We start from the raw sequence: 25,910 nt of genomic DNA, 5'->3' as shown, positions 1-25,910 counted from the left end.
GGGCGGAGCATGGCCACCGGACCCATCGAAACACATCTCCACCGTTCCTTCAACTGGGAAAATGCCGACCCGGGGGCCCGAATGGGACCTCGGGGGCGTTCGGCTAGCTGCGGGAACGGCCTATTCGCTCAATGTGTTCGGCTGAGATCGGAAATCAACCGAAATAATTTATAGACTGAGTTGGTCGTATTCTTTGGGCGATTGCTCCTATAATCTAGCCTTCGCTGCTGTCGGGAGGAAAGGACTGGGGCTCCGTTATTATGTTGAAACGCTTTAACACTTTTGACGTTCTCACGCGTTTTTTGTTTCAAAAGCGTTAGGATGGAACTTGCAGCGTGGGGCGTAATGGGTGCCCCGCACACGATGGGAGGCTATCAATGGCTAATCGTTTCGTTCTCAACACCATTTCTTATCATGGTTCCGGCGCCATCAAGGAGATCCCCGGCGAGCTCCAGCGTCGCGGCTACAAGAAGATCTTCGTCTGCTCCGATCCCGACCTGGTCAAGTTTGGCGTTACCGCTAAGGTGACCGACGAGCTCGACGCCGCCGGCATCGCTTGGAGCCTCTACTCCGAGATCAAGCCCAACCCCACTATCCAGAACGTCAAGGACGGCGTCGAGGCCTTCAAGGCCGCCGAGGCTGACGCTATCGTGACCATCGGTGGTGGCTCCTCCATGGACACCGCCAAGGCCATCGGCATCATCATCAACAACCCCGAGTTCGCCGACGTCCGCAGCCTCGAGGGCGTTGCTCCCACCAAGAACCACGCCGTGTTCACCATCGCCGTGCCGACGACCGCCGGTACCGCCGCCGAGGTGACCATCAACTACGTCATCACCGACCCCGAGAAGGTCCGCAAGTTCGTGTGCGTCGACACCAACGACGCCCCCGAGGTTGCCGTCGTCGACCCCGACATGATGGCTTCCATGCCCGCCGGCCTTACCGCTTCCACTGGTATGGACGCTCTGACCCACGCCATCGAGGGCTACACCACCAAGGGCGCTTGGGAGCTCTCCGACATGTTCCACTTTGAGGCTATTAAGCTGATCAGCGAGAACCTGCGTGACTCCGTCGCCGAGGCCAAGTCCGGCCAGCCCGGCTCCGGCCGCGAGGGCATGGCCCTTGGCCAGTATGTCGCCGGCATGGGCTTCTCCAACGTTGGCCTGGGCATCGACCATGCCATGGCTCACACCCTGTCCGCTCACTACGACACCCCGCACGGCGTCGCTTGCGCCATGCTGCTGCCGATCGCTATGGAGTTCAACAAGCCGGTTTGCGCCGAGCGCCTGGCCAAGGTTGCCGTCGCCATGGGCGTTGACACCACGGGTATGAGCACCGACGAGGCCGCCGATGCCGCCATCGCCGCCGTTAAGCAGCTCTCTGCAGACGTGAACATCCCGCACGTCTGCGAGGCCATGAAGGCCGACGAGATCGAGGTCCTGGCCAAGGACGCTATGGCTGACGCCTGCTTCCCGGGCAACCCGCGCGAGGCGACGCTCGACGACGTTATCGAGCTCTTCAAGAAGATCTGCCCGGCTGCCTAGCCCAGTTTGGTGGTCCTTCGCCCGTAGGCGTATGGTCTTTTGACTTGCTGCTGGCCCCGCCGTGCTACGCGCGGCGGGGCTTTTTGTGCCGCGCCGATGCCCCAAGATGGGCAAAACCAAGGCATGCTGCCCGCTGCGGATAGGTGGTGCACTTCCCAGCGTGCATTTTTGGGAGTATTCAGCAAGCTCTGAAAAATGCATAACGTTGCGAATGGGCCGTAGCGGCCCGCGGGCGCCCATCGACAGCCCTTGTGGGCGGGCTATCGATGAGCGGAGGGGGCTGCCACCGCGTTTTTGGTTTGCGACGACCTGCAACACTGCTGTAACCGCGTCGCTTTGCCGTTTGCGATGGGGCTGACGGGGTCCACGGTGCTGAATACTCCGTATTTTGCACGGTCCAAGGTGGGGTACCCTGAGACGAAGCAAATAGATGCCTCATATTTATGCAGATACCGATAGGATTTATGCAAGATTGGGACTGTAAACCGAGCGCGTGCACAAAACCGGTGCGGGGACGTCTGGAGTCGGCTCGGTTTCTAGAGTATTGCACGTGCAGAACGGTTAAAATCGGGGCTCGGTCTTAGTTTTACTTGGAAGGATGCATATGGCTTCTAATGTTGATGCTTCTCTAGAGGAGACGCTCTCCTATATTACTGACCAGTTGAAGACGCTGACTTCTATTGCTTCACCTACGGGCTATACCCGTGCGGCTACTGACTATCTAATGGAAACGTTGCGCGATATGGGCTTTGGCCCCGAGCGCTCCAATAAGGGCAACGTGTTGGTTGAGCTTGGCGGCGAGGGCGAGCCGCTCGTATTGGCGAGTCATGTCGATACCCTGGGCGCCATGGTGCGCTCCATCAAGGACAATGGTCGCCTGCGTCCCACGACGCTTGGCGGGCATCAGTGGTCTACGGCCGATGGCGAGAACTGCACCGTTTACACGCGCGATGGCAATGTCTACACGGGTGTGGTTCTCAATACCGAGCCTTCGGCGCATGTGGCCGATGAGCCGGTCAAGACCATCGAGAAGAACATGGAAATCCTGCTCGACGAGAACGTCGACAGCAAGGACGACGTGCTCGAGCTGGGCATTCAGGCTGGAGACATCATCGCTATGGATCCGCGCACCACGGTGACGGAGAGCGGCTACATCAAGAGCCGCTTCCTTGACGACAAGCTGTCCGCGTCGATTCTGCTGGGCCTGGCGCGTGCCGTCGCCGCTGGCGAGGTGACACTCTCGCGCAAGGTATCGCTGCTCTTTACCGTGTACGAAGAGGTCGGCCACGGCGGCGCCTTCGTGCCGGCCGACACGCGCGAGATGATCAGCGTGGACATGGGTTGCGTGGGCGACGACCTTGGCTGCACCGAGCGCATGGTTTCGATTTGCGCCAAGGATTCGGGCGGTCCGTACAACTACGACCTGGTAACCACGCTGTCCAACATCGCGCGCGAGCTGGAGCTCGATTACGCCATCGATGTGTACCCGCATTACGGCTCCGACGTCGAGGCCACGCTTTCGGCCGGTTACGACATCCGTCACGGCCTGATCGGCCCCGGCGTGTACGCGAGCCACAACTACGAACGCAGCCACACCGACGGTGTGCGCAATACCTACGAGCTGGTCCGCGCCTACGTGCAGCGCTAAGGGGCAGTCGGTAACTCAGCCGAGCAATCACTAAGGCCCGATTTTTCGGGCCTTTTTTCAATTCAGTCCGTTTAGTATTATCATGTATAAGATAAGTTATCTTAACGTGTGAAATACTTAACGAGGTGATGCGGCGCATGGATACATCGGAATACTTATCTATGGGTGATGCCGCCCGCCTGCTAGGCGTCACGAAGGCTCGCATATCGCAACTGGCGGCATCCGGAACGCTCGCATGCAATACTGTGGGCGGCCGGAAGATGGTCGAGTACAATTCTGCGACCGCCTACCAAAAGGTCCGTAAGCGAGGACGCCGTCCTGCGGCTGATGTGGGACGCAAGTTTACGCTGATGTCGGCCGACCATGAGGTCGCGCATGTCTCATTTGATCCGACGCGTGAGTTTCCCTTCGAAATCGCCGAGGTCCTCGATGCGCAACGAATGCCGTTTGGCACATGCTCGAGCTCTTCTCCTACGGTGAATAAACGGGAGCTCAACGTGTGGTGGAGCCATCGGTCGGTGCCTGACGTCCGCCCTGGACTCGTCTCGCGCTATCGTGAACTGGGAATTGCCAGTGGCATCGAGGTTCCGGTTCGGTGCCTGGGCTTATCGCTTTCGGATTGTTATTGGCTGCGGCCGGCCGATTGCGCCGAACTCAAATGGCAAAGCATCAATTACTTTGAGAACGAATTTGAGCGATCGGCGCCCGAAGAGCGCTCGGGTTGGCTGGAAGGCATCGGTCTAAAAAATCCGGATAACACGTCCGAGGGCGAGCTCCCTAAATCGTGGATGATCCGAAACGGCATTCGCGTTTTGGCTAAAGGGTGCGGGATGGACGATCAACGTCCCTTTAACGAGGCGGTTGCAACGGCTCTACATCGTCGCTTGCTTTCCAAGGGGGAGTTTGTTCCTTACACGGTTGAGCGCATGTTCAATGGCCCCGTGTGCCTGTGCGACGACTTTCTTGACGGCCGCGAGGAATACGTTCCGGCTGTTTACGTTAAGGGCGTACTTGGTAGTCAGCGGGGAAACTCGACGTACGACCGGTACTGTTGCTACCTCGGCAAGCATGGTGCCGATGAGGCCGCTGTGAGAAGGTCTATGTCGCAGATGATTGTCTGCGATGCCCTATTGGCCAACAGCGACCGCCATTGGCGAAACTTCGGCATCATCCGCAATGTCGATACCCTGGAGATAAAACCTGCTCCGCTGTTCGATAGCGGCAACTGTCTGTGGTATAACGTGCCAACTGTCGTGCTCGCAGCTGGGGAGTTTGGGTTTTCCGCTAAGCCGTTTGGGCCCGACCCTTCCGTCCAGCTGGCGCTTGCGGACTCGCTCGATTGGTTCGATTCATCGCGGCTCAACGGATTTGTTGAAGAAGCGATAAAGATTCTATCGCGGAGCAAGTGGGCCACGGCGGAGGGCCGGCTCGAGTCCATTCGCCGCGGCCTGAAGCGTCGCGTTATCGAGGTGAATGCTGCTGTTGAAGTGCTTCGACACGTGCGGCGATAATCCCGTGGCTACCTGATGGCTGCCGTAACGGTGCCGCCGCCCAGGACGATGTCGCCGCGGTAGACTACGACTGCCTGGCCGGGGGCGATGGCTCGCTGCGGCTCGTCAAAGGTCAGCAGCATTTGCCCGTCTTCGCCGTGCGTAAGGGTCGCTGCCTGGTCCTTTTGACGATAACGGTACTTGGCACCCACACGAATGCCGCCAGCATTGAGCTCTGTCTCCATACGATCGGCCGGGGCGCTCCAAATCCAGTCGTTAGCCGTGAGAGCGGTGGCGACAAGGTCTTCGGCCTCACCCAGATGCACGGTGTTGCCGGTGGTGTCGACGCCCGTTACGTACACGGGGTGCGCCATCGCGACGCCCAGGCCCTTGCGCTGACCGATGGTGTAGCGCAGCGCGCCGTTATGGCGTCCGACCACGCTGCCGTCGCGCCATACAATATCGCCCGGCTCGGCGGCATGTCCGCAGCGGCGCTCGATATAGCCCGCGTAGTCACCGTCTGGAATAAAGCAGATATCCTCGCTTTCGGCCTTCTTGGCGTTGGCAAAGCCCTGTTCGGCGGCAATGCGGCGCACGTCGTGCTCCTTGTCCAGACCCGCCAACGGAAAGATCGTGCGCGACAGCCGCTCCTGCGTGAGCGAATACAAAAAGTAGCTCTGGTCCTTTTTGGGGTCCTCGCCGCGATGTAGCTGCCAGGTGCCGTCGGGTGCCTGGCTCGTTTTGGCATAGTGGCCCGTGGTGATGTAGTCGCAGCCCATATCCAGCGCCGCATCCAGCAACGCGCCAAACTTAATGTGGCGGTTGCAGATGATGCACGGGTTGGGCGTCAGTCCCTCCTGATAGGCGGTCACGAAGCGCTCGATAACGTTGCGGTCGAAGGTCTGCTGCAGGTCGAGCACATGGTGGGGTATCCCCAGGCGCTCGGCGACGGCCTTTGCATCGGCGATATCGCGGTCGACCTTACTCATGCCCGTGACGGGATCGGGTGCGGGGCAGGTGAGGCGCATGGTGGCACCGACACATTCGTAACCCTGACTTTTGAGCAGATACGCGGTCACGCTGGAATCGACGCCGCCGCTCATGGCGACGAGCACGCGCTTATTGTGCATGGGGAGGTTCTCCTTGGTGGCATGTGGCCAAAAAAGAAAAGCGGCGCGGGAGGCTGGTTCCGCGCCGCAGACATTGTAGCAAGTTCAGGCGTCATGTGGGACACCCTGTTGGGATGAGCTCAGGCTGCCAGAAGAGAGGGGAGACCGGCGTGCCTTGGACTCGTTCTAAGAACGAGAAGCTCTAGTCCTGGAAGAGCGCCGTAGACAGGTAGCGCTCGCCGGTGTCGGCGAGCAGCGCCACGATGGTCTTGCCCTCGTTCTCGGGGCGCTTGGCCAGCTGCAGTGCGGCCCACACGGCGGCGCCGGACGAAATGCCCACGAGCACGCCCTCCTTGTGGCCCACGGCGCGGCCGGTGGCAAAGGCGTCGTCGCTCTCGACGGGGATGATCTCGTCATAGACCTGGGTGTCGAGGACGTCGGGCACAAAGCCGGCGCCGATGCCCTGGATCTTGTGCGGGCCGGCCTGGCCCTTGGAGAGCACCGGGGAGGTGGCGGGCTCGACGGCGACGACCTTAATCTCGGGGTTCTGCTCCTTGAGGAACTCGCCCACGCCGGTCACGGTGCCACCGGTGCCAACGCCGGCGACGAAGATGTCGACCTTGCCGTCGGTGTCGTCCCAGATCTCGGGGCCGGTCGTGGCCTTGTGGATGGCGGGGTTGGCGGGGTTCACAAACTGGCCGGCGAGTATGCTGTTGGGGGTCTCCTTCTGCAGCTCCTCGGCCTTGGCGATAGCGCCCTTCATGCCCTTGGAGCCGTCGGTGAGCACGAGCTGCGCACCGTATGCCTGCATCAGCTTGCGGCGCTCGACGGACATGGTCTCGGGCATGGTGATGATCACCTTGTAGCCGCGAGCCGCCGCCACCGAGGCGATGCCGACGCCGGTGTTGCCGCTCGTGGGCTCGATGATGGTGTAGTCACCGCCGCGCACGAGCTTGCCGGCCTTCTCGGCCTCGTCAATCATGTTCTTGGCGACGCGGTCTTTAACAGACCCGGCGGGGTTGAAGTATTCCAGCTTGACGAGCACGCGGGCCTTGAGGTCCTCATCGGCCTCAAAGTGGGTGAGCTCCAGGAGCGGGGTGTGGCCGATAAGCTGATCGATGGACGTGTAAACCTTGCTCATGATGAACCTCCAAAGCGTTCAAATGACTGGATACCGTGTGGTTTTACGGTGCGTCTAGCAGCTAAACCCATAAACCTTATAGGTTGTTCGTTTAGCTGTTGGGAAGCATAGTAGACACCAAAGCCTAGTAATGCAATAGGAAATAGGAGATTATTGCAAGTTGATTAACCATCTTGACCGGAACGGGTATTTTCAAAGCCAATTTTTCGGCTAGAATTTCAACGGACTAAAAGACCGAAAGGCAGCACTATATATGTTGGTTTCTACTAAGGGCAGGTACGCCCTGCGCGTTATGGTCGACTTGGCCGAGCACCAGGCGACAGGCCGTATCCCGCTTAAAGAGATTGCGGCGCGTCAGGGTATTTCGGAGAAGTACCTCGAGAATATTCTGGCGACGCTCGTGCGCGCCAACATGCTCTCGGGCATGCGCGGCAAGGGTGGCGGCTATGTGCTCATGCGCCCGCCCGAGCAGTACACGGTGGGCGAGATCTTGCGCCTGACCGAGGGCAGTCTGGCGCCGGTCGCCTGCCTGGATGGCGACTGCAAGGGTTGCTCGCGAGCTGATGAGTGCCCCACGCTCGACGTGTGGAAGAACCTGGACAAGCTCATCAACGACTACCTCGACGGCGTGACGCTCGATCAACTTGTCGCTCCCAACCATGGCTACGACTACGTCATCTAACCCCGCCTGCCATGTTGGGATGGGGTGGAAATGGTAGATTTTCTTGCCCTCTGAGACTTGGCAAATAAGAAGGCCGCCCATTTTTTGCGATGGGCGGCCTTTGATTTGGTCCGATGCGTTTGTGCGTCGGGGGCGTTCTACTCTTCGGCAATACTATCGAGGATGCTGCGCATGATGGACACTAGGATGCTGCCCATAAAGGCCGAGCCAAAGCCGGCGATGGAGATGCCGACACCCAACAGGTTGACCGACAGGTAGCTTGCGAGCTCCAGCATAAAGCTGTTGAGCACGAGCTGGAAAATGCCGAGCGTAATGATCGTGAGCGGCAGCGAGATGACCGTGAGGAACGGTTTGACGAACGAATCGACGATGTTGAGGAACAGTCCCACAAAGGCAAAGCAGACCCAGGCCTCGGCAAAGCCGAAGGGTTGGATACCGGGGACGAGGAACGTGGCGATCGCGATGGCGATCGAGGTGAAGAGCCAGTTAAGCATAAAGCGCATGGCGTGAATCCTTTCTTGCGCCGGGGTTGCTGGCGTCGCGTGAAGCGGCTTGCGGCGGCGACATGGATGGTTGCGCGCGCCGCGGTGTTTGGGCGCCCATTGTCTCAAATATTCGTGGAGCTTACGTGCGCATTCGGTTTCTAAGCGGCGTTCGTCCTGAAAAACGTGCCGCTGACAGAGAGTCTTGTCACTTTAGTTTGGTGGTGTGCTACACTGCTACGGGCAAATGCTCCATGCATTAGTTTTATTGCATAGAACGGGCGAACGATGCCCGATGTCAGTATCAACTTCGATGCCTTTTGGCGGGTTTGGCGGTGATCGATGAATATCGAGAACATGTTTGACAAGCCTGATGTCAAGCAGCTGGTCCACGCATTTAGTCTTTTGGACGACGAGAACGATATCCAGGCGTTTTTAACCGATATCTGCACACCGCGCGAGATCTGCGATCTTTCTCAGCGCCTGCAGGTCGCGCGCTATCTGGATGAGGGCGAGCCCTATGTTGAGGTTCAGGCCCGCACCGGCGCTTCGTCCACCACGGTGAGCCGCGTGTCCAAGGCACTTAATGGCGAGTACGGTGGCTATCGCAAGATCCTCATCAAACTGGAGGATGGCGAGTAGGCCAGCGGCGACAAACGAATTGCGCAGAACCGTCCCTTCGGGGGCGGTTTTTTGATCCCTCGGGGACGGAGGAAATCTGTTGGCGTGGGGCAAATCTGTCCGCGTGGGCGGGTAGGATGGATGCATTGATTATTGCGAACGGTTTGAGTGGAGGACCATGCCTGTTCGAATCTATACCACCCATACCGGTACGGACTTGAGCGATGCCGAGGCTGCGTTGCTCGCCGACCTGGTTGCCCGCCACGGGCGTGCCGTTTTGCTGGCGCCCTCGTTTGCCGAGCTCGACCTGTGCCGTCATGATGCCGCGGTTGCTGGCGTCTCGCTGGGCGTTGACTACAAAACCCCTGCGTCGTGGCTTCGTTCGCTGTGGGAGCTTATGGGCGATGGCCGCGGCTTCGTCGACAACATGCAGCGCCAGATGCTGTTCTCGGACATGATCGCCCGTCGCGACGATGTCGACCTGCAGCCGCTTTCGCGCAGTCAGGGAACGGTGCGCATGCTCGCGCGCATGGCCCGCGATGTGCTGCCGGGCGTAGCGGGAACGGGTGCCGAGCGCTGCCGCGATGCCGCCGCTCAGCCCGAGCCCAAAAGTGACGCCGAGGCCCGCGTGTTTGAGCTGTTGAGCGCCTGTGCGAGCGGCTTGGACCGTCGAGGCATGGTCGAGCCCTGCGAGGCGGCTGACCTTATGGCCGAGGTGCTGGCCGACAACCTTCCGGCGTGCGCCCGCGCCGTCTGCGTGCGCGGCGTCACGTCGTTTACGCACGGCCTGCTCGAGCTGCTGTCGGCCGTGGCGAACAACGGGGGAGAGGTCGTCGTGCTGCTTGCCCGCGAGCAGGCGGCGATGCGCGAGGAGCTTGCCGCGGCATTTGATGCCCGCGGCGTGCTGTTTGAGGCCGCGCTGCTGGGGGAGGGTGCCGTCGCGCCCCAGACTGCCTCCAAGTCCGCCGCTCAGCCTACCTTTGTAGAGGTTGCCGGCCCTCACGCCCGCGCCCACGCCTATGTGGATGCAATCGATGAGCTGGTAAAAACGTGTGAGGACGCCGAGGTCGACGGCAGCGTCGCGGCGTCCGCGGACCCCGTGCGCGTGCTCGTGGTGTCTGCCCGGGCGCCTCGGCTGTTCGGTGAACTCGCTGCCCGTTTGGCGGCGCGTCATATTGCGGCCGAGACAACTGAGTTCACGGCGTTTTCCCAATCCATCGCGGGCGGGCAGTTTACGGCGCTCGCCAATCTGATCGAGCGCATGAAGGCCGCCGACGAGGGCACCGCCTCCAAGACCGAGTGGTGGCCCGCGCCGGAGCTTACCGACTGGATTTACAGTCCGCTTTCGGGTGCCGATGCCGCCAGCGCGCGCACCTTCGACAAGAACATGCGCCTGTCGCGTGGCAAGACCACCACGGCCGTCAAGAGCCTGCTGCAGAGCGTGCAGGGCCAGGTGAGGGGCACGCGCAAGGCTGCCAGTGATGAGAACTGGTTTAAGAACGTGCCATGTGTGGTCTCGGACGTGTTTCAGGCGCTGTGGCGCGACAAACCCGTGACGGCGCTCAAGGCAATGCTTGCCGTCGCCGAGGCGTTGCCCGATCGCGCTCTAGGCGGCCTTGACGGCCAGGCCCGTCGCCAGACAGAGACGGCTCTGCTGCGCCATGCCATCGACATCCTTATGAACGATGCTCGCGCGCTCGACGTGTCGCAGGCCGCGACCGTGCCCGTGCTCGACGACGTTCGTACCAAGGTGGACAAGCGCAGTACCGCATACGATTACGAGACCTACGAGGTCGACCGCACGCCGCGCGCCCAGGTGCGCTTTGCGTCGCTTGCCGATGCGGCAGCCCTGCGCCCCGCCAGCTACGATGCCGTGCTGTTTGCCGACGTCGACCTGGACAGTTACCCGCTTTCGCACGAGGAGGGCCCGCTGGCCACGCTGACGGCCGAGCTGGGGCGCAGCGGTGTGACGCTTGAGCCCGCGGCTCTGCTGCGCGTGCGCTTTGGCCGCGCGATGCAGGCGGCACGCGGCCTCGTTGTGCTCGCCCGCGTGACCCACGATCGCCAGGCGCGCGAGTGCTATCCGGCTGCCGTGTGGACCGAGTTGCGGGCGCATGCCGAGGCCGCTGGCACCGCCAAGGTGACATGCGTGGGCGAGGGCGATATCATCGCTGGCTTTGATCCAGCGGCCGGCGAGGGCATCGAGTGCAAGCGCGTCGCGTGCGAGGCTCCTCAGCATTTGAGTGAAGCGGCTGTGCCGTATCTGGTCCTGCGTCGCCGCGATGGCGAGGGCGAGAACGCGCCGCTCGTGCCGCGTCTGACGTCCGCCTCACAGATCGAGGCGTATTCGACGTGCCCGCTGTGCTGGTTCGTGTCGTATCGCGTGAAGCCCCAGTCCATCGACGCGGGCTTTGGCAACATGGAGAAGGGCAACTTTGTCCACGATGTGCTGGAGCATCTGCATGCCCGCCTGCCCCAGGAGGGCATGCAGCGCGTGACGCCCGAGAATCTGCTGCGCGCTCAGGAGCTGCTGCGCGAGGTCTTTGACGAGACGTTGGCCGAGCACGCCGGCAAGCGAGGCACGGAGGGCCCGCTGGTGCCGCTCTCTGCGGTGGAGGAGCGCCAGGTGGCCGAGATCTTGCCGCAGCTGGAGGGCGTGCTTGCCTACGAGTCCGAGGCACTTGCCCCCTTTGCTCCGCGCTACCTGGAGTTCGCCTTCAACGAGCTCAAGGTCGAGTATGCCGGTTGGCCGCTTGGCGGGCGCATCGACCGCGTGGACGTGGACGCCGAGAATCGTGCCGTGGTGATCGACTACAAGCATCGCACGGGCGTTGAGGAGTTTAAGCTCGCCGACCCTACGGTGCGCGACGAGGAATCGGGCACGGCGCCCATCGACGATCCGCGCTGGTTGCCGCCACATACCCAAACGCTCATCTACGCCCAGGCCATGCGCCGGGCGCTGGATTTGGACACCCGCGCGGCGCTCTACTTTTCGACCAAGGGCGGCAAGCCGGCGTTGCGCGGTGCCGCGAGCGCCGAGCTGCTCGAGGAAGAGCGCGGCGACGGTCGCATCCCGGGCCTTAAGAAAGGTTTCCCCGGCGAGGGTGGCAGCATGGACTTCGACGCCCTGCTCGATCGCGTGGAGGCCGGCATCGCCGAGCGCCTGCGCGAGCTCGAAGCAGGCAACGTTGCCGCCGTCGACCCGACGTCGGCTCAGGCCGCGCATGCGCGCTGCTCGTATAACCACGAAGGAACGTTTGTAAGGAGGGACGTGTAGACCATGGATCTTTCGACTTTGATGCCGCAACAGCTGCAGATCGTCAAAACGCTCGACCGTCCGCTGTTTGTCTCGGCGGGCGCCGGTTCGGGCAAGACCTTTACCCTCACGCGCCGCATCGTCTACGCGCTTTCGCCCGAATCCGGTCCGTTCGTTGAGCATCTGGACCAGGTGCTCGCCATTACCTTTACCAAAGATGCCGCGGCCGAGATTCGCGACCGCGTGCGCCGTGCGCTTATCGACGAGGGCATGGACGAGGAAGCGCTGACCGTCGACGACGCATGGATTTCGACCATTCACGGCATGTGCTCGCGTATCCTGCGCGCGCACGCGCTGGAGCTGGGCATCGATCCCGAGTTCACGGTGCTCACCGATACCGACGAGCTTATGGACCAGGCTGTTGAGCATGTGCTGGGTCGCGCGACGGCACCCGATACCGCCCCCGAGCTCGCGGCATCGCTCAAGGCCCTCTACGCCTGGTATCCCATGGCGGGCGAGGGCGGTTCCTTTGGCGCCGGCACGACCATCAAGGGTCTGGTGCGCGACCTGCTGGAGCTCTCGAGCCAGCTGCCGGGCGGCATGGACGATGTGTGCGTGGCGCGCGGCCAGGCCGATACCTCGGCCCTTGCCGATGCCTATCGCGCGGCGTTGGGTGCGAGCAAGGCCGCGACCGAGAAGGCACAAGTGGCACTCGACGCCATCGACGCGTTTGAGGCGAGCGGCAAAACCATGGCCGACGCGGCGCGACTCATGATGTCGTGCGCCATGCCGCGGGCGAGCAAGGCGTTCCCCAAGGAGCAGGTGGAGCTGCTCAAGGCGGAAGCTGCCGATGCGTTTATCAATATCGTGCTGGCCTGCGGTGGTCCCGCGCTCGATGCACTGGTTGGCTTGGCCCGCTCTGTAGAGGCTGAGTACCGCGCGCTCAAGGCTGCCCAGTCTGCCCTCGACAACAACGACTTGCTGCGCATGGCCTATGAGGCCCTGCGCGATTGCCCGGCCATCCGAGCGGCATACGAGGGCCGCTTTAAGATGGTCATGATTGACGAGTTCCAGGATACCGACCAGATGCAGGTCGATTTGATTCGTTACCTGACCGGTGCGGGGGAGCGTGCGCTGTGCACCGTGGGCGATGCGCAGCAGTCGATCTATCGTTTCCGTGGTGCCGAGGTCGAGGTCTTCCGCCGCCAGGAGCGCAAGGTGGGATCGACGACGGCGTCCGAGGCGACTGCCGTGGCCGACGCCCCTGCTGGCGAGCTCGTTAAACTTGTGCGCAACTTCCGCAGCCATGACGAGGTACTGCGTTACGTGGCACGCGTCTTCGACGGCGATGACGGTGGCCTGATGCAGGGCTTTTTGGACCTTGAGGCAAGTAACGGCCGCAAGGATACGCTGGTGGCAGACGCCTCGCGCCGCCAGGCCCTCTTTGTTGCCGGCGGCAGTACGCAGGAGCGCACGCAGGCCAAGGCCCGCGCGATCGCGGAGCGGTTCCGCGCGCTTGCCGATGCCGGCCAGCCCCAGGGTGGCATGGTGCTGCTGCTGGGCCGCATGACCAACGCCGACGTCTACGCCCAGGCTTTCCGCGACCAGGGGCTCGACTGCGTGATCGCAGGCGGCTCAGTCTTTGCCCAAGCTGCCGAGGTGCAGACGGTGCGCGCCCTAGTCTGCGCGCTCGCCAACCCGGCCGATACGGCGCAGGGCCTTATGCCGCTGCTCGCCTCGCCGATGTTTGCGCTCGGCGCCCAGGAGTTCCTGGCGCTGGCGACCAAGCTGGACGACCAGACGGGGGAGACCTCGCGCCGGAATATCGACGCGGGCATCATGAGCGATTCCGATGTGCCGGGCCTGCAAGACCTGCCGCTCGTGACGCGCGCCCGCGAGGTGCTGCGGTATGCGCTTCGTCGCGTGGGCCGCGATTCGTTCGCCGCCATCGCGCGCGACGTGGTCAACGCTTCGGGCTGGTTCGTGCGTCTGGCGCAGCGTGGTCCCGAGGGCAAGGCCATCGCCGCCAACGTGCTCAAGGCGCTCGACGCCGTGGCCGAGGCGGAGGCCGAGTTCGGCAACTCGCCGCGCTCCATCGCGCTCGCCTTCGACCGCTTCCTGGCGGGCAAGGAGGCGCCGGGCGCGCTCAACGAGGAGGGTGACGGCGCGGTACGCATCATGACCGTGCATGCATCCAAGGGTCTGGAGTATCCGGTCGTCGCGGTGTCCGAGTGTTTTGGCGTGCGCAAATCGTCCGGTGCGGCACAGATGGGCCGCGTCGACGGTGGGGCGCAAGTCGTGGCGCTGCCGGCTCGTTTTGATGGCGTTAAGCTTGCCGATGGAACCTTCGTGAAGGGCGATGACGTCAAAAAGCAGTTTGAACACGCGTTTAAGGGCAAGGGCACGTCACTGTGGTTGCCGCCAGAGCTCATGGAGGATGTCTGCGCGACGGGTTCTCCCGCCGAGGCATTTGCTCGCCTGCGCAACGACGACCTGCAGCTTTCGCTCGAGGAGCGGGCTCGTTTGCTCTATGTCGCCATGACGCGAGCGCGTGAGCTGGTGATCTTGGCGATGGATGCCGGCGTGAGCCGCGGCAAGCTGTGCGCGCCGACCTTCGACGTCGAGACCGATCTGACCTACGACGTGCTGCGCCGTATTCTGCCGACGGACGGCCTGGACATGCCACAGCTCGATGCCGACCGCCTGGTGTTCGACAACTCCCAGCCGGGCGACTACGAGCTCATCTCGCTCGCGGACTTTACGTTTGGCGAGCAGGCGTTTGAGGCCAACGCTTCACTGGATGCCGAGGGTAGGCTCGTTCGCGGTGATGCGGAGGCGGAGGGTGCCGATGCTGCCGCCGATCGCCCGGTCGAGCCCGGCCCCGCCGACCCGTCGCCCGATTCGTTTGAACTCGTATATCCCCAGGCGGCGGGCGTGCGCATGGGCACGTGTCCGTTCCCGGCGCGTGATTCGTACAGCTATTCGTCGATTGCCGCGGCGCTGCATGCCGAGGCCGAAGACCGTGCCGCCGTGACGCGGGTGCCCATGGACGAGGCTGGCGACGATGCGGAGTCGGATGGTTCCGAGATGACGGATGCGGACGTGGCTGCTGTCGAGCCCGCCGGCAATCCCATGGCGCTGGGCTCGGCCTTCCATGCCGCCTGCCAGTGGCTGATCGAGATGGGTGCCGATGCGCTGCCCGCTGAGCGTGCCGATGCGCTGGCGCGCCTGTGGTGCCTGACGCCGGATCAGCGCGAACGCTTCGACGTTGCCCTGGACCGCTGGCTCAAGTCGGCTGTTCGTGCCGACCTGCTCGCGTGGTCGTGCGTTCGCGCCGAGGTGCCGTTCTTTTCGCTGGGCTGCGAAGACGAGGACATCGCTCGCTACGGTGCATATGCCGAGGGCGCCATCGATGCGCTAGCGACCGACCCGGCGGATTCGTCGCGCGCGCTGGTCATCGACTACAAGACGGGCGGCACACCGGACGAGACGCCGGAACAGCTGCAGGAGAAGCACGCCCTGCAGGCGCGCGTCTACGCCGATGTTCTGCACAAGGCGGGCTTTGAGGCCGTGACCGTCAAGTTCGTCCGCGTGGAGCAAGTCGACCTCGCCAACCCGTGCGAGCCTCAGGTGGTCACCTACAGCCTCTAGCCCTCAATAACTTGCGGTGGAATACGGACTGTTTTGGCCAAAAAAGCCGCCAAACAGTCCGCATTTCACCGCAACTGCGTGAGTAGCCGTGTGGGTTTGGCTAGGTTCGGGTGCTGTCCGTGCCGTGCGGTAAAATCGTTCAGTCAGAACACGAACCTGCATCGGAGCTCATCACATGGCATTCGTCCATCTGCACAATCACACTGTTTTCTCCATGCTCGACGGCGCAACCCGTATCCAGGATATGGTCAACCGTGCCGTTGAGCTTGGCATGCCCGCCGTGGCCATTACCGATCACGGCTACATGTATGGCGTGCCCGATCTGGCGCTGGCCTGCGATGCCGTCAACCACAACACACCCGAGTACAAAACCTGGAGCCACGACAAGGCCTTCTTGGAAAAGGACCGCCGCGACGAGCTGGTGGAGCCCGATCCCGAGGAAAACCCGCGCGAGCATGCCCAGTATGTGAAGGACATGGCCATGTGGGACGAGAAGGGCAACATCGACGAGCTCAAGCCGCCCCTGGTCATCAAACCCATCTTTGGGTGCGAGGTTTACTTTACGCCGGACGAGACGCTCGCCCGCGACCATAAGCCCGAGCTCTACCACATGATCCTTCTGGCCAAGGACCAGGAGGGCTACGTCAACCTGATGCAGACGGTCTCCGAGGCCGCCGTGCAGGGCTTTTACTACAAGCCGCGCGTGACGCTCGACAACCTACGCCGCCACGCCAAGGGCATGATCTGCACCAGCGCCTGCATCGCGGGCATCATCCCCAAATACATCGACCGCGGCGACATGGAGGGCGCCATCAAGTGGGCCGAGACCTTCCGCGATACCTTCGAACCCGGCGACTTTTACATCGAGATTCAGGAACACGGCATCACCACCGACAACGGCCTGACCGATGAGCAAATGGACCGCACGCTCATCGATATCGCCAAGCAGGTGGGTGTCAAGGTCATCGCCACCAACGACTTCCACTACCTGCGCCGCGAGGACGCGCCGGTGCAGGACGTCATCATGTGTATTGGCATGAACGCCAAGGTCGATAACCCCAACCGCATGCGCATGACCGGCTCGGAGTTTTACATGAAGACCGAGGAGGAGATGCGGGCGATGTTCCCGTATTGCCCCGAGGCCTGCGACAACACGCTCGAGATCGCCGACAAGTGCTACGTTGAGCTGGACTGGGACTCCATCATCCTGCCGCGCTTCCCGCTGCTCGATCCCGGCGAGACGCACGAGAGCCAGTTCCGCCGCGAGTGCGAGAAGGGCCTGCGCCAGCACTACGGCGACGACTGGGCCACGCGCGAGATTGGTGGCGTCAACATCAAAGAGCGCTTTGAGTACGAATACAAAGTCATCTGCGACAAGGGCTTTGCCGCCTACTTCTTGATCGTTGCCGAGTACGTGCAATGGGCCAAGGACAACGGCATCGGCGTCGGCCCCGGCCGTGGCTCGGCCGCCGGCGCTATCGTCGCCTACGCCATGAACATCACCGCGTTCGACCCGCTCGAGAACGGTCTGATGTTCGAGAGGTTCCTGTCCCCGCAGCGTACCGAGATGCCCGATATCGATATGGACTTCGACGATGAGCGGCGCCTCGAGGTCGTGGAGCACGTTCGCCAGCTCTACGGCCCCGAGAAGGTCACCCACGTCATCACCTACTCGACCATTAAGGCCAAGCAGGCTATTAACGACGCCGCGCGCGTCCTGGACTACCCGGTCTACATGGGCCAGCGCCTGTCCAAGATGGTCTCGAGCGATCCCAAGGTCAAGCTCAAGCAGGTGCTCGAAAAGCAACCCGGCAAAGAGGATCTGTTTAACCCCGATTTTGCCGAGGCCTATAAAAAGGACGACGACGCCCGCCGCATCATCGACACGGCGCTCTCGATTGAGGGCCTTACCCGTGGCGAGGGTGTGCACGCGTGCGCCGTTCTGATCTGCCGCGACCCCGTCAACGAGCACGTACCCACCAAGCTCGACACCAAGGGCGGCGTCGAGATTACCCAGTACGAGGGTCATACCGTTGCCGACATGGGCCTGCTCAAGATGGACTTCTTGGGCCTGCGCACGCTGACGGTTATCTCTAAGGCCAAGGCAAACATCAAAAAGAACTTCGGCATCGACATCAAAGAGGAAGAGATCCCCTTTGACGACCCCGAGATCTTTAAGCTCATGGGCTCCGGCCATACCGCCGGCGTCTTCCAGGTCGAGTCCGCCGGCATGACGGCCACGATCAAGAACATGAAGCCCACCGAGTACAAGCACGTCGTGGCATTGATCGCTCTGTACCGCCCGGGCCCGCTGGGCGCCGGCATGGTCTCGTCCTACATCAACCGTATGAACGGCAAGGAGCCGGCCGTCTCCTACGACGACCGCCTGGACGACATCCTGGGCGAAACCTACGGCACCATGGTCTACCAGGAACAGGTTATGCTCATCTCCGTCGAGATGTGCGGCTTCTCCAAGGGCGAATCGGACTCGCGTATCCGTAAGCCCGTGGCTAAGAAAAAGATTAAGCTGCTCACGTCGACGGTGCTGCACTGGGAGGATGGCTCGGACGAGACCACCTACGACCACTGGATGAACGGCGCTATCAAGAACAACTACACGCGCGAGGTCGCCCAGAAGATTTGGGACGATGTTCTCGAGTTCGCATCCTACGCCTTCAACAAGTCGCACTCCGCCGGCTACGCCATCCTGGTTATGCAGACGGCGTGGCTCAAGGCGCACTATCCGCACGAGTACATGGCGGCCGTTCTGACGTCCTATACGGGCAAGACCGACAAGATCGTTCACTACGTCTCGGCGTGCCGTCACGACGGCATCCCCGTGCTGTCGCCAGATGTCAACGAGTCCGGTACCGAGTTCACGGCTACCAAGGAGGGCGTGCGCTTTGGTCTGGCCGGCATCCGCGGCGTGGGCACCGGCGTGGCGCAGGCGATTATCGCCGAGCGCGAGGCGGGCGGTCCGTTTAAGACGCTGCACGACTTTGTCGAGCGCGTGGACTCGAGCCAGGCCAACCGTCGCGTGATCGAATCGCTCATCAAGGCAGGCGCCTTCGACTCCACGGGGTATCCGCGTCGCCAGATGATGCACTTTGTGGACAAGAACAACCCCGAGAACATCATCGACGCCGCGATAAAGCGCCAGAAGGACCGCGCGAGCGGCCAGACCTCGTTCTTCGATATGTTTGGCGACGTTGAGGGCTCGGGCTTCGAGGTCAGCGTGCCCGATCCGGACGGCCAGGAATGGGACCGACACCTCAAGCTGAGCCAGGAGAAAGAGGTTCTGGGCATCTATGTCTCGGACCACCCGCTGCGCCCGTTTGAGTATGCACTAGCCAAGGCGCGCGACTTTTCGTTCTCGCAGATCGACACCGGCTACGAAGTTCAGAATCCTACGGGCGGCACCATCAACCAGGAGATTCCCGAGGGCAAGGCGCTGTGGTGGGCCGGCATGGTCTCGAGCGTGTCCAAGCGCGTGACCAAAAACGGTGACCCCATGGGCATCGTGCAGCTCGAGGACATGGAAGGCGAGGCCACCGTCGTCGTGTTCCCCAAGACCTATAAAGAGGCCGAGGGGTACCTGTACGGCGAGGTCGATCCCGAGACCGGCGCGCAGCTGTCCGATGCCTTTGTGCGCATTAAGGGCAAACTCGAGCGCTCGGACCGCGGCGACCAGATCATCGCGCAGGAGATCGTGCCGCTCGAGCTTAACGAGGAGAACAACAAGCCCAAGGTGTTTGAGGTCATGGTGCCCAACAGCCGCTTTAGCCAGGGCAATATGGCGCGCCTGGCCACGGTGCTCACCGCTAACCCGGGCGGCGACCGCGTGGAGATCTTTATCGAGCAGGTGGACGGGCGCGTGCTGCGTGCCGAGGTACCTGCCAAGGTCAACGCGCGCTCGATTCCGCTGCTGGCCGAGGCAAAGGCTATCGTGGGTAACCAAGGCAGAGTGACGGTTATCTAAAATGATTTTGCCGGGGTAGCTAATTTGGGACGGGGCTATTTTAGCTACCCTTTGGCTGACGGCGAATGAGTCGGGGTCGGAATACATCTCAACCGACATATGGGGGTAGCTAAAATAGCCCCGTCCCAAATTAGCTACCCTGTGTGGATTGGAGGAAGTGATGGCACAGGGGACGTTTGTGCAGGCGCTCCGGAAAGAGGCGGCGCTGAGCGGCACCTTTATGAAGGGCCGCTCGCTCATGCTCAACGGCGCCGTGCTGTCGATTGAGGACAGCGGCTCGCGCTTCTCCAAAAACGTGACGGTTGAGGGCTCGGTGCGCGGTTCGCGCGGCGACCTGTACAAGACGCACGTGGCGCTCGACATGGACGAGCACGAGGTGATTGACTACGACTGCGATTGCCCCGCCGCCTATCGTTACCCCGGTATGTGCAAGCACGCTATTGCCACGGCTCTGGCGTATTTGGATGCCAGCGGCGCCGAGCCCGTCGAAGGTTTGCGCACGCCGGTCCGCACGTTTACGGCGCAGCCGAAACAGCCCGTTCGCACCGCGCCCAAAGCGCCGGCCGTCAACCCCAACTTTCCCTTTCCGGCGCCCGTCCCCACGAGCCCCAGCCTCATGGCGGCGCTCTCCGATCTTTCGGACGCGCGCATGGATGAGCTGGCGAGCATGCGCCGCAAGCTTGCCGGTGCCGTTGATCCCGACGCCCCCAAAGCGGCGTTGGAGCCTTCGCTGGTGCCGTACTACAATCCGCTGTTCGCTGACCGCTTTAGCTGGGCGCTCGAGTTCCGCATTCGCTGCGGTTCGGTGTCCTACGTGGTCAAGGATATCGACGGCATGGCCGACGCCTATGTCCGAGGCGGTACGTTCTCGTACGGCAAGAAGCTCACGTTTGTCCATACGCCCGAAGCCTTCGAAGACGTGTCGACAAAGCTGCTCAACCTTGTCGTGACGACAGTTGCCTATCTCGATGACATCACAAGCTCGCGTTCGGCGTCGTACGACTTTGCACGCAGCGGTTTTGTCGCCGAGCGTCAGTTACCGCTGTCCGAGCATAGCATCGTATATGTGCTGGACCTGTTGCGCGGCAAGACTATCTCTTTTGAGCCCGCCTGGTCGCGGGGGACGACGACGCATCGCACCTATGACGTGGCGGTTGAGATGCCTCCGGAAGGGGCGGACGAGGCGCTGTCTAAGCGCCCACCGCTCCTTGCCGCCAAAATCGCGCCGGCGGCTGGTGGCAGCTACGATCTACGCCTGCCGGCCGATGCATACTGCTTTGCTTCGGGCGACGTTGCCTATCTGGTCGACACCCGCCGTGCGCGCCGTACCGATGTAGCGTTTGCCCAGCATGCGGCGCCGTTTCTATCGCGCTTGCTGCCCTGTCGCACGCCGGTCCATATCGCCGCCGAGCAGGTGGGGGAGTTCTGTCGTATGGTGCTGCCCATTTTGCGCGACTACACCGACCTTACCGCGCCCGCTGCGCTCGATACCGTGGCGCCCGAGCCGAGCTTTGCCATGGCGATTGGCGTCGACGATGGGCTCGTGACCTGCAAAGTTACGGTTACCTACGGCGACTGGTCGGCAGATCTCTTTAGTCTGGGCGCTCCGGGCAGCCCCTTCGAAGAGCGGCGCCCGGGCGTTCCGCCGCGCGACGAGGTGGCGGAGTTTCGCGTTATGGACACGGCGGCCCTGTACTTCGATTTCCACGAGGGCGGCCTAGCGTTTGAGGAACGCGATGACGAGAGCCTGTTCCACTTGCTGACCGAGGGCCTGTCTGCCCTGTCCGAGTTGGGCGAGGTCATGCTCAGCGACCGCTTGCGCCAGGTCTCGGTCCGCCCTGCGCCCAAGCTTTCGGTGCGTGCGACCGTCAAGAGTAACCTGCTCGACGTCGAACTGGGCGCGAGCGGCCTTTCGGCGGCAGACCTTGCCATCTATCTCGATTCGTACAAGCGTCATCAAACGTTTGCGCGCCTTACGTCCGGCGACATCATTCGCCTGGACGAGGGCGCCCGAGCCGCGTTTGGTCTCGCCGAGGACCTGGGTGTCGATGCCGTCGACCTGCTCGACGGCGTGTCGCTTCCCGCGTCGAGCACCCTGTTCGTCGATAGCATGCTCGCGCGCACGCCCGCGCTCGAGGCCGATCGCGACGCTGCGTTCCGCCGCACCGTCGAGCGCCTGGACACGCTCGGCAAGATGGACTTTACGGTGCCGGCATCGCTCAAGGCAACGATGCGCGGCTACCAGGTCGACGGATACCAGTGGCTCGGCTCGCTCGAACACCTGGGCCTTGGCGGCATCTTGGCCGACGACATGGGCCTGGGCAAAACGCTCCAGATGATCGCGCATATCCTGGCGCGCGTGGAGGCGGGGGACACCAAGCCCACGCTCGTGGTATGCCCGGCCTCACTCGTGTACAACTGGACTGCCGAGCTGGAGCGCTTTGCCCCGTCGCTCGATGTGTGCGCCATTGTGGGCGCCAAGGCTCAACGTCGTGTACAGATTGCCGGCGTGGCCGAGCATAACGTGGTCGTAACGTCGTATGACCTTATGCGGCGCGATATCGATGAGTACGTCGAGCAGGATTTTGCCCGCGTGGTGCTCGATGAGGCACAGTACATTAAAAATCCGCTCACGCAGGTGGCGCGCGCTGCCAAGCGCCTGCCTGCCGGCGTGCGCTTTGCCCTGACGGGCACGCCCATCGAAAACCGCCTGTCCGAGCTCTGGAGCATCTTCGACTTTTTGATGCCGGGCCTTTTGGGGACGCGCGAGTCGTTTGCCAAGCTCTTTGAGAGCCCCGTCGAGCATGCCGAGGGCGATAGCGCCGCTCGCCTGCAGGCGCTCGTGTCGCCGTTTGTGCTGCGCCGTGTTAAGGAAGACGTGGTGGCCGACCTGCCCGAGAAGATCGAGGACACCGTCATGGCACAGCTTACCGGCGAGCAACGCAAGCTCTACCTGGCCAACCAGGACCGCATCGCCCAGCAGGTGCAGCACCGCGAGGCTGGGGAGTTTAAGAAGGACAAGCTCAAGGTGCTCGCCGAGCTCACCAAGCTGCGCCAGATCTGCTGCGACCCGCATCTACACTACGAGGATTACAAGGCGGGGAGCGCAAAGCTCGATACGTGTATGGAGCTCGTGCACGGCGCACTCGACGGCGGGCATCGCATCCTGTTGTTCAGCCAGTTTACGGGTATGCTCGATATCATCGGTAAGCGCTTGGCCAAGGAGGACATCGCCTTCCTTAAGCTCACGGGCGCTTCGTCTAAGGAGAGCCGCGCCAAGATGGTCGCGCAGTTCCAAGCGGGCGAGGTCCCGGTCTTTTTGATTTCGCTCAAGGCGGGCGGCGTGGGCCTTAACCTGACGGCGGCCGACGTGGTCATCCACTACGACCCGTGGTGGAACGTGGCGGCGCAGGACCAAGCGACCGACCGCGCGCATCGTATTGGCCAGCAACATACCGTGACCGTGTACAAGCTCATCGCCAAGGACACGATCGAGGAGCGCATCATGCAGATGCAGGAGTCCAAGCGCGACCTGGTCAACAGCGTGCTCGGCGGCGACGGCATCTCGTCGGCGCTGTTTACCCGCGAAGATGTTCTGGCGCTGCTGGGCGGCGACGGGCGCTAACCCGCTCGGGTGGGGCCGCCAGGGCGGATAGCGCACGCTGCCCCATCGTCCCCGCCCGTTATGTGTTCATTTGCAATGCCGTGGATGGTTTGTCTGCCTTTGGGCATAAGAACCATCAAGAACATTGGCACGTCAGCAAAGGAGAACATCATGGCGAAATTCTTTAAGGACCCCGACGGTAAGCTCATTGCCGCCCTTGGCAACGACGTTGCAACCCCTGCCGGTTGCACGGAACTGACCGCAAACACTGAGGACGCGGCGCACGAGAAGCACGTGCCTGTTGTCGAGACCGAGCGCGACGGTCACGTGATTCGCGCACGCGTTGGCTCGGTCGAGCACCCCAGCCTGCCCGAGCACTATATTGAGTGGATCGCCCTTGAGGCCGAGGGCCGCTTAGAGGTCCATTACCTTGAGCCCGGCATGAAGCCCGCGACGTTTTTCGCGGGCGGCTCCAAGACCGGTACCGTCTATGCCTATTGCAACCTGCACGGGCTGTGGTCCGCGACGTTCTAGGAGCGCGCCCCCGCTCGGGGTATCATAGCTAGCATATGCACATGCGAGCGCCGGCTGCATTATGCGGCCGGCGCTTTTACTACGACAACGATGGTTTACGACGGAAAGGGCTGAGCCATGAAGCTCGCGCTTGCACAGATCGATATGCGCCTGGGTGATATTGAGGGCATTTGCGGCCGCATCGAGGACCAGGCTCGTCTGGCCCACGAGCGCGGGGCGCGCGTGCTGTGCGTTCCGGCTCCGCTCTTTATGGGCGCCATGCCCGGGGGCCTGGTGGGCACTGCCGACTTTGAGCACGACATGCTTGCCGGCTTGACTGGTGTCGCCGAGCGTATCCAGGAGCTTGACATGATCTGCATCGTGCCCGCGGCGGTTTCGTTTGAGGGCCAGCCGCTGCTCGACTACATGATGCTCAAGGACGGTCATGTGGTGCCGGCGCGTTCGAGCATTGCCCTGCAGCGTGGCGAGAACAACGACACGCGTTGGGCGCCGCCGGTGTTCGACGTGGACGGCGTGCGCATCGCCGTGATTTTTGACTTGGACCGCGAACTCGAGATGCTGCCGACCGGTGTTGACCTCATTGCGTATTTCCAATTCAATGCGTTTGACATGACCGACCGCGAGACTGCCGCCATTGCCGCCGTTCGCAGCGGCGCCTACCGCAAGATCGCATCCAAGCGCAGTGTGTGGTTTGCCTGTATGGCGCCGGTCGGTGCCTATGACGAGTCGGTGTATACCGGCGGTTCGTTTGTGCTCGACGACTGCGGTCGCGTGGTGGCCCAAGCGCCGTGTTTTGAGGAGAGCCTGCTGGTTCAGGAGATTCAGCGCGGCGTGATGCTCGATGCCCTGGAAGATCACGAACTGCCCGAGTTCCGTTCCGAGGAGTGGCTGTGGCAGGCGCTGGTGCTCGCCGTGCGCGACAACGCCCGGGCCCACGGTGCGTCGCGCGCCGTGGTGGCACTCGAGGGCGACTTGCCGTCGTCCCTGCTGGCGGCGCTGGCCGTCGACGCTCTGGGCCCACGTAATGTGATTGGCCTGGTGCTGGGGCGCAACCGCATCTTTACGCCGGCGCAGGAGGAGGCCGAGGCTGCTCGCTGTGCCGCCGTTCGCGCCATTGCCGAGCGCCTGCATATTCGCACGGTTGAGCGCGATGCGCCGGATGCCGCGCGCGTGCTCGACCGCGATGTGTCGGCGGGCGACGCCGAGCGCCTGCGCTCTCGCACGCTGGGCCTCATGCTGGAGGACACGGCGCTCGAGTTGGGTGCGATGGCGCTGAGCCCGCTGTCCAAAACCGAGTACGCACTGGCGGCGCCGGCGCTTTGCGGCGGCTACCAGGGCGATTATGCGCCCTTTGGCGATGTGTACCTGTCGACGCTTGAGTTTGTGGCGCGCGTGCGCAACCGCACGTCTGCCGTGGTGCCCCAAGAGCTCGTGACGCTCAACGCGGTGGAAGATTGTATGGAGCGAGTGCTGGCGCAGGCGCTCTCGACGCTCGACGGTCCGGTCGATATGCTCGACCGCGCGGCACAGCTGCTCGGCGGGGTCGAGCCGGGTGAGATCGATGGCGCGCTTGAGGCGCACGTGGACCGCAATCGATCTTTCGACGACATCCCGATGGCCGCTGGCAAGCCTGAGGCCTGCTCGCTGCTGCTGATGCTCGTTCGACAGGGTGAGGCTGCCCGCCGCATGTTGCCGACGGCGCCGATCGTTTCGTCCCGTTCGTTTGCCGAGCGCTCCTGGCCGTACATGCTCGCGTGGTCCGACCTGGGGCTTAACGGCAAGGAGCGTATGACGGTCGATTCGCTGGCGCGCGCCGAGGTGCGCCGTTTTGCTGACGAGGATACTAGTGAGCGCGTGCGAAACGAGATGATGGGCGTGCTGGGCGAGCTACTGGGTATTTCGCCCGAACAAATGGAGGAGTTGCGCTCTGAAGACGGTCAGCGTCGTTTACGCGAGGGAATGAAAAAGTTCGAGGGCGAGGTTCAGGACGCCATCGATAAGATGATGGGCGGCCAGGGTGGCCCGCAGGGTGGGCCCCAGGGTGGCCCGATGCCGCATCCGCCGGTTGATCCCCGACAGTTCCCATTCTTCTCGCAGAACTAAACTGGGGATGGGATTCGCTCTCAACCCCGATACTTCAACTAAGCATCTTGACCCCGTTGTGTTATT

The 25,910-nt window shown here is 62.5% G+C and carries 13 protein-coding genes and 1 pseudogene; 11 read left to right on the top strand and 3 right to left on the bottom strand.

Annotated elements, in window-relative coordinates:
* The first annotated feature begins 377 nt into the window (after positions 1 to 377).
* The 3 genes from fucO to DW821_RS01480 all read left to right on the top strand — a co-directional run bounded on the left by fucO (position 378) and on the right by DW821_RS01480 (position 4,703).
* The gene (gene fucO, locus DW821_RS01490) at positions 378 to 1,544 is read left to right on the top strand and encodes a lactaldehyde reductase (protein ID WP_022094861.1); all 1,167 of its coding nucleotides are present in this window, start codon (positions 378 to 380) and stop codon (positions 1,542 to 1,544) included.
* Positions 1,545 to 2,148: 604 nt separating this feature from the next.
* Positions 2,149 to 3,192, top strand: a complete 1,044-nt coding sequence (locus DW821_RS01485) for a M42 family metallopeptidase (RefSeq protein ID WP_118065161.1) — start codon at positions 2,149 to 2,151, stop codon at positions 3,190 to 3,192.
* A 137-nt stretch (positions 3,193 to 3,329) separates the two neighbouring features.
* Positions 3,330 to 4,703, top strand: coding sequence for a DNA-binding protein (locus DW821_RS01480; RefSeq protein ID WP_118065159.1), 1,374 nt, complete (start codon positions 3,330 to 3,332; stop codon positions 4,701 to 4,703).
* 8 nt (positions 4,704 to 4,711) lie between these two features.
* Here the strand turns inward: DW821_RS01480 and mnmA are convergent.
* Both mnmA and cysK read right to left on the bottom strand, forming a co-directional pair.
* A pseudogene (gene mnmA / locus DW821_RS01475) lies at positions 4,712 to 5,815 on the bottom strand (tRNA 2-thiouridine(34) synthase MnmA); the annotation flags it as partial.
* Positions 5,816 to 5,993: 178 nt separating this feature from the next.
* Entirely contained in the window at positions 5,994 to 6,932 is a 939-nt protein-coding gene (cysK, locus tag DW821_RS01470; RefSeq protein WP_118065155.1) for a cysteine synthase A, read from the bottom strand.
* A gap of 253 nt (positions 6,933 to 7,185) precedes the next feature.
* Between cysK and DW821_RS01465 the strand changes: the two genes are divergently transcribed.
* Positions 7,186 to 7,614: an Rrf2 family transcriptional regulator gene (locus DW821_RS01465; protein WP_118065153.1), complete on the top strand. Its 429-nt coding sequence runs from the start codon at positions 7,186 to 7,188 to the stop codon at positions 7,612 to 7,614.
* A 137-nt stretch (positions 7,615 to 7,751) separates the two neighbouring features.
* On the opposite strand, the gene DW821_RS01460 is transcribed toward DW821_RS01465, so the two are convergent.
* Positions 7,752 to 8,117, bottom strand: coding sequence for a phage holin family protein (locus DW821_RS01460; RefSeq protein WP_022094856.1), 366 nt, complete (start codon positions 8,115 to 8,117; stop codon positions 7,752 to 7,754).
* A gap of 321 nt (positions 8,118 to 8,438) precedes the next feature.
* On the opposite strand from DW821_RS01460, the gene DW821_RS01455 reads away from it, so the two are divergent.
* The 7 genes from DW821_RS01455 (at position 8,439) to DW821_RS01425 (ending at position 25,844) form a co-directional block, all read left to right on the top strand.
* Positions 8,439 to 8,738, top strand: coding sequence for a YerC/YecD family TrpR-related protein (locus DW821_RS01455; RefSeq protein ID WP_006235366.1), 300 nt, complete (start codon positions 8,439 to 8,441; stop codon positions 8,736 to 8,738).
* A 157-nt stretch (positions 8,739 to 8,895) separates the two neighbouring features.
* On the top strand, positions 8,896 to 11,994 hold the full coding sequence (locus tag DW821_RS01450) for a PD-(D/E)XK nuclease family protein (protein ID WP_118065151.1): 3,099 nt from the start codon (positions 8,896 to 8,898) through the stop codon (positions 11,992 to 11,994).
* 3 nt (positions 11,995 to 11,997) lie between these two features.
* Entirely contained in the window at positions 11,998 to 15,624 is a 3,627-nt protein-coding gene (locus tag DW821_RS01445) for an exodeoxyribonuclease V subunit beta (RefSeq protein ID WP_118065150.1), read from the top strand.
* Between the two features lie 175 nt (positions 15,625 to 15,799).
* Positions 15,800 to 19,603 (top strand): DNA polymerase III subunit alpha, encoded by a 3,804-nt coding sequence (gene dnaE, locus DW821_RS01440; RefSeq protein ID WP_118065148.1) that lies wholly within the window; start codon positions 15,800 to 15,802, stop codon positions 19,601 to 19,603.
* Positions 19,604 to 19,763: 160 nt separating this feature from the next.
* Entirely contained in the window at positions 19,764 to 23,228 is a 3,465-nt protein-coding gene (locus DW821_RS01435; protein WP_118065147.1) for a DEAD/DEAH box helicase, read from the top strand.
* 150 nt (positions 23,229 to 23,378) lie between these two features.
* The gene (locus DW821_RS01430) at positions 23,379 to 23,741 is read left to right on the top strand and encodes a desulfoferrodoxin family protein (RefSeq protein WP_089572163.1); all 363 of its coding nucleotides are present in this window, start codon (positions 23,379 to 23,381) and stop codon (positions 23,739 to 23,741) included.
* Positions 23,742 to 23,858: 117 nt separating this feature from the next.
* Positions 23,859 to 25,844 carry a hypothetical protein gene (locus DW821_RS01425; RefSeq protein WP_118065145.1) on the top strand — a complete coding sequence of 662 codons (1,986 nt, stop codon included), beginning with the start codon at positions 23,859 to 23,861 and terminating at the stop codon, positions 25,842 to 25,844.
* Positions 25,845 to 25,910 lie beyond the last annotated feature (66 nt).

The sequence above is a fragment of the Collinsella sp. AM33-4BH genome, assembly GCF_003469205.1.
In the GTDB taxonomy this organism is placed as follows: Bacteria; Actinomycetota; Coriobacteriia; order Coriobacteriales; family Coriobacteriaceae; genus Collinsella.
The sequence above is the reverse complement of the archived record's forward strand: the minus strand, read 5'-3'. Positions and strand labels throughout refer to the sequence as shown.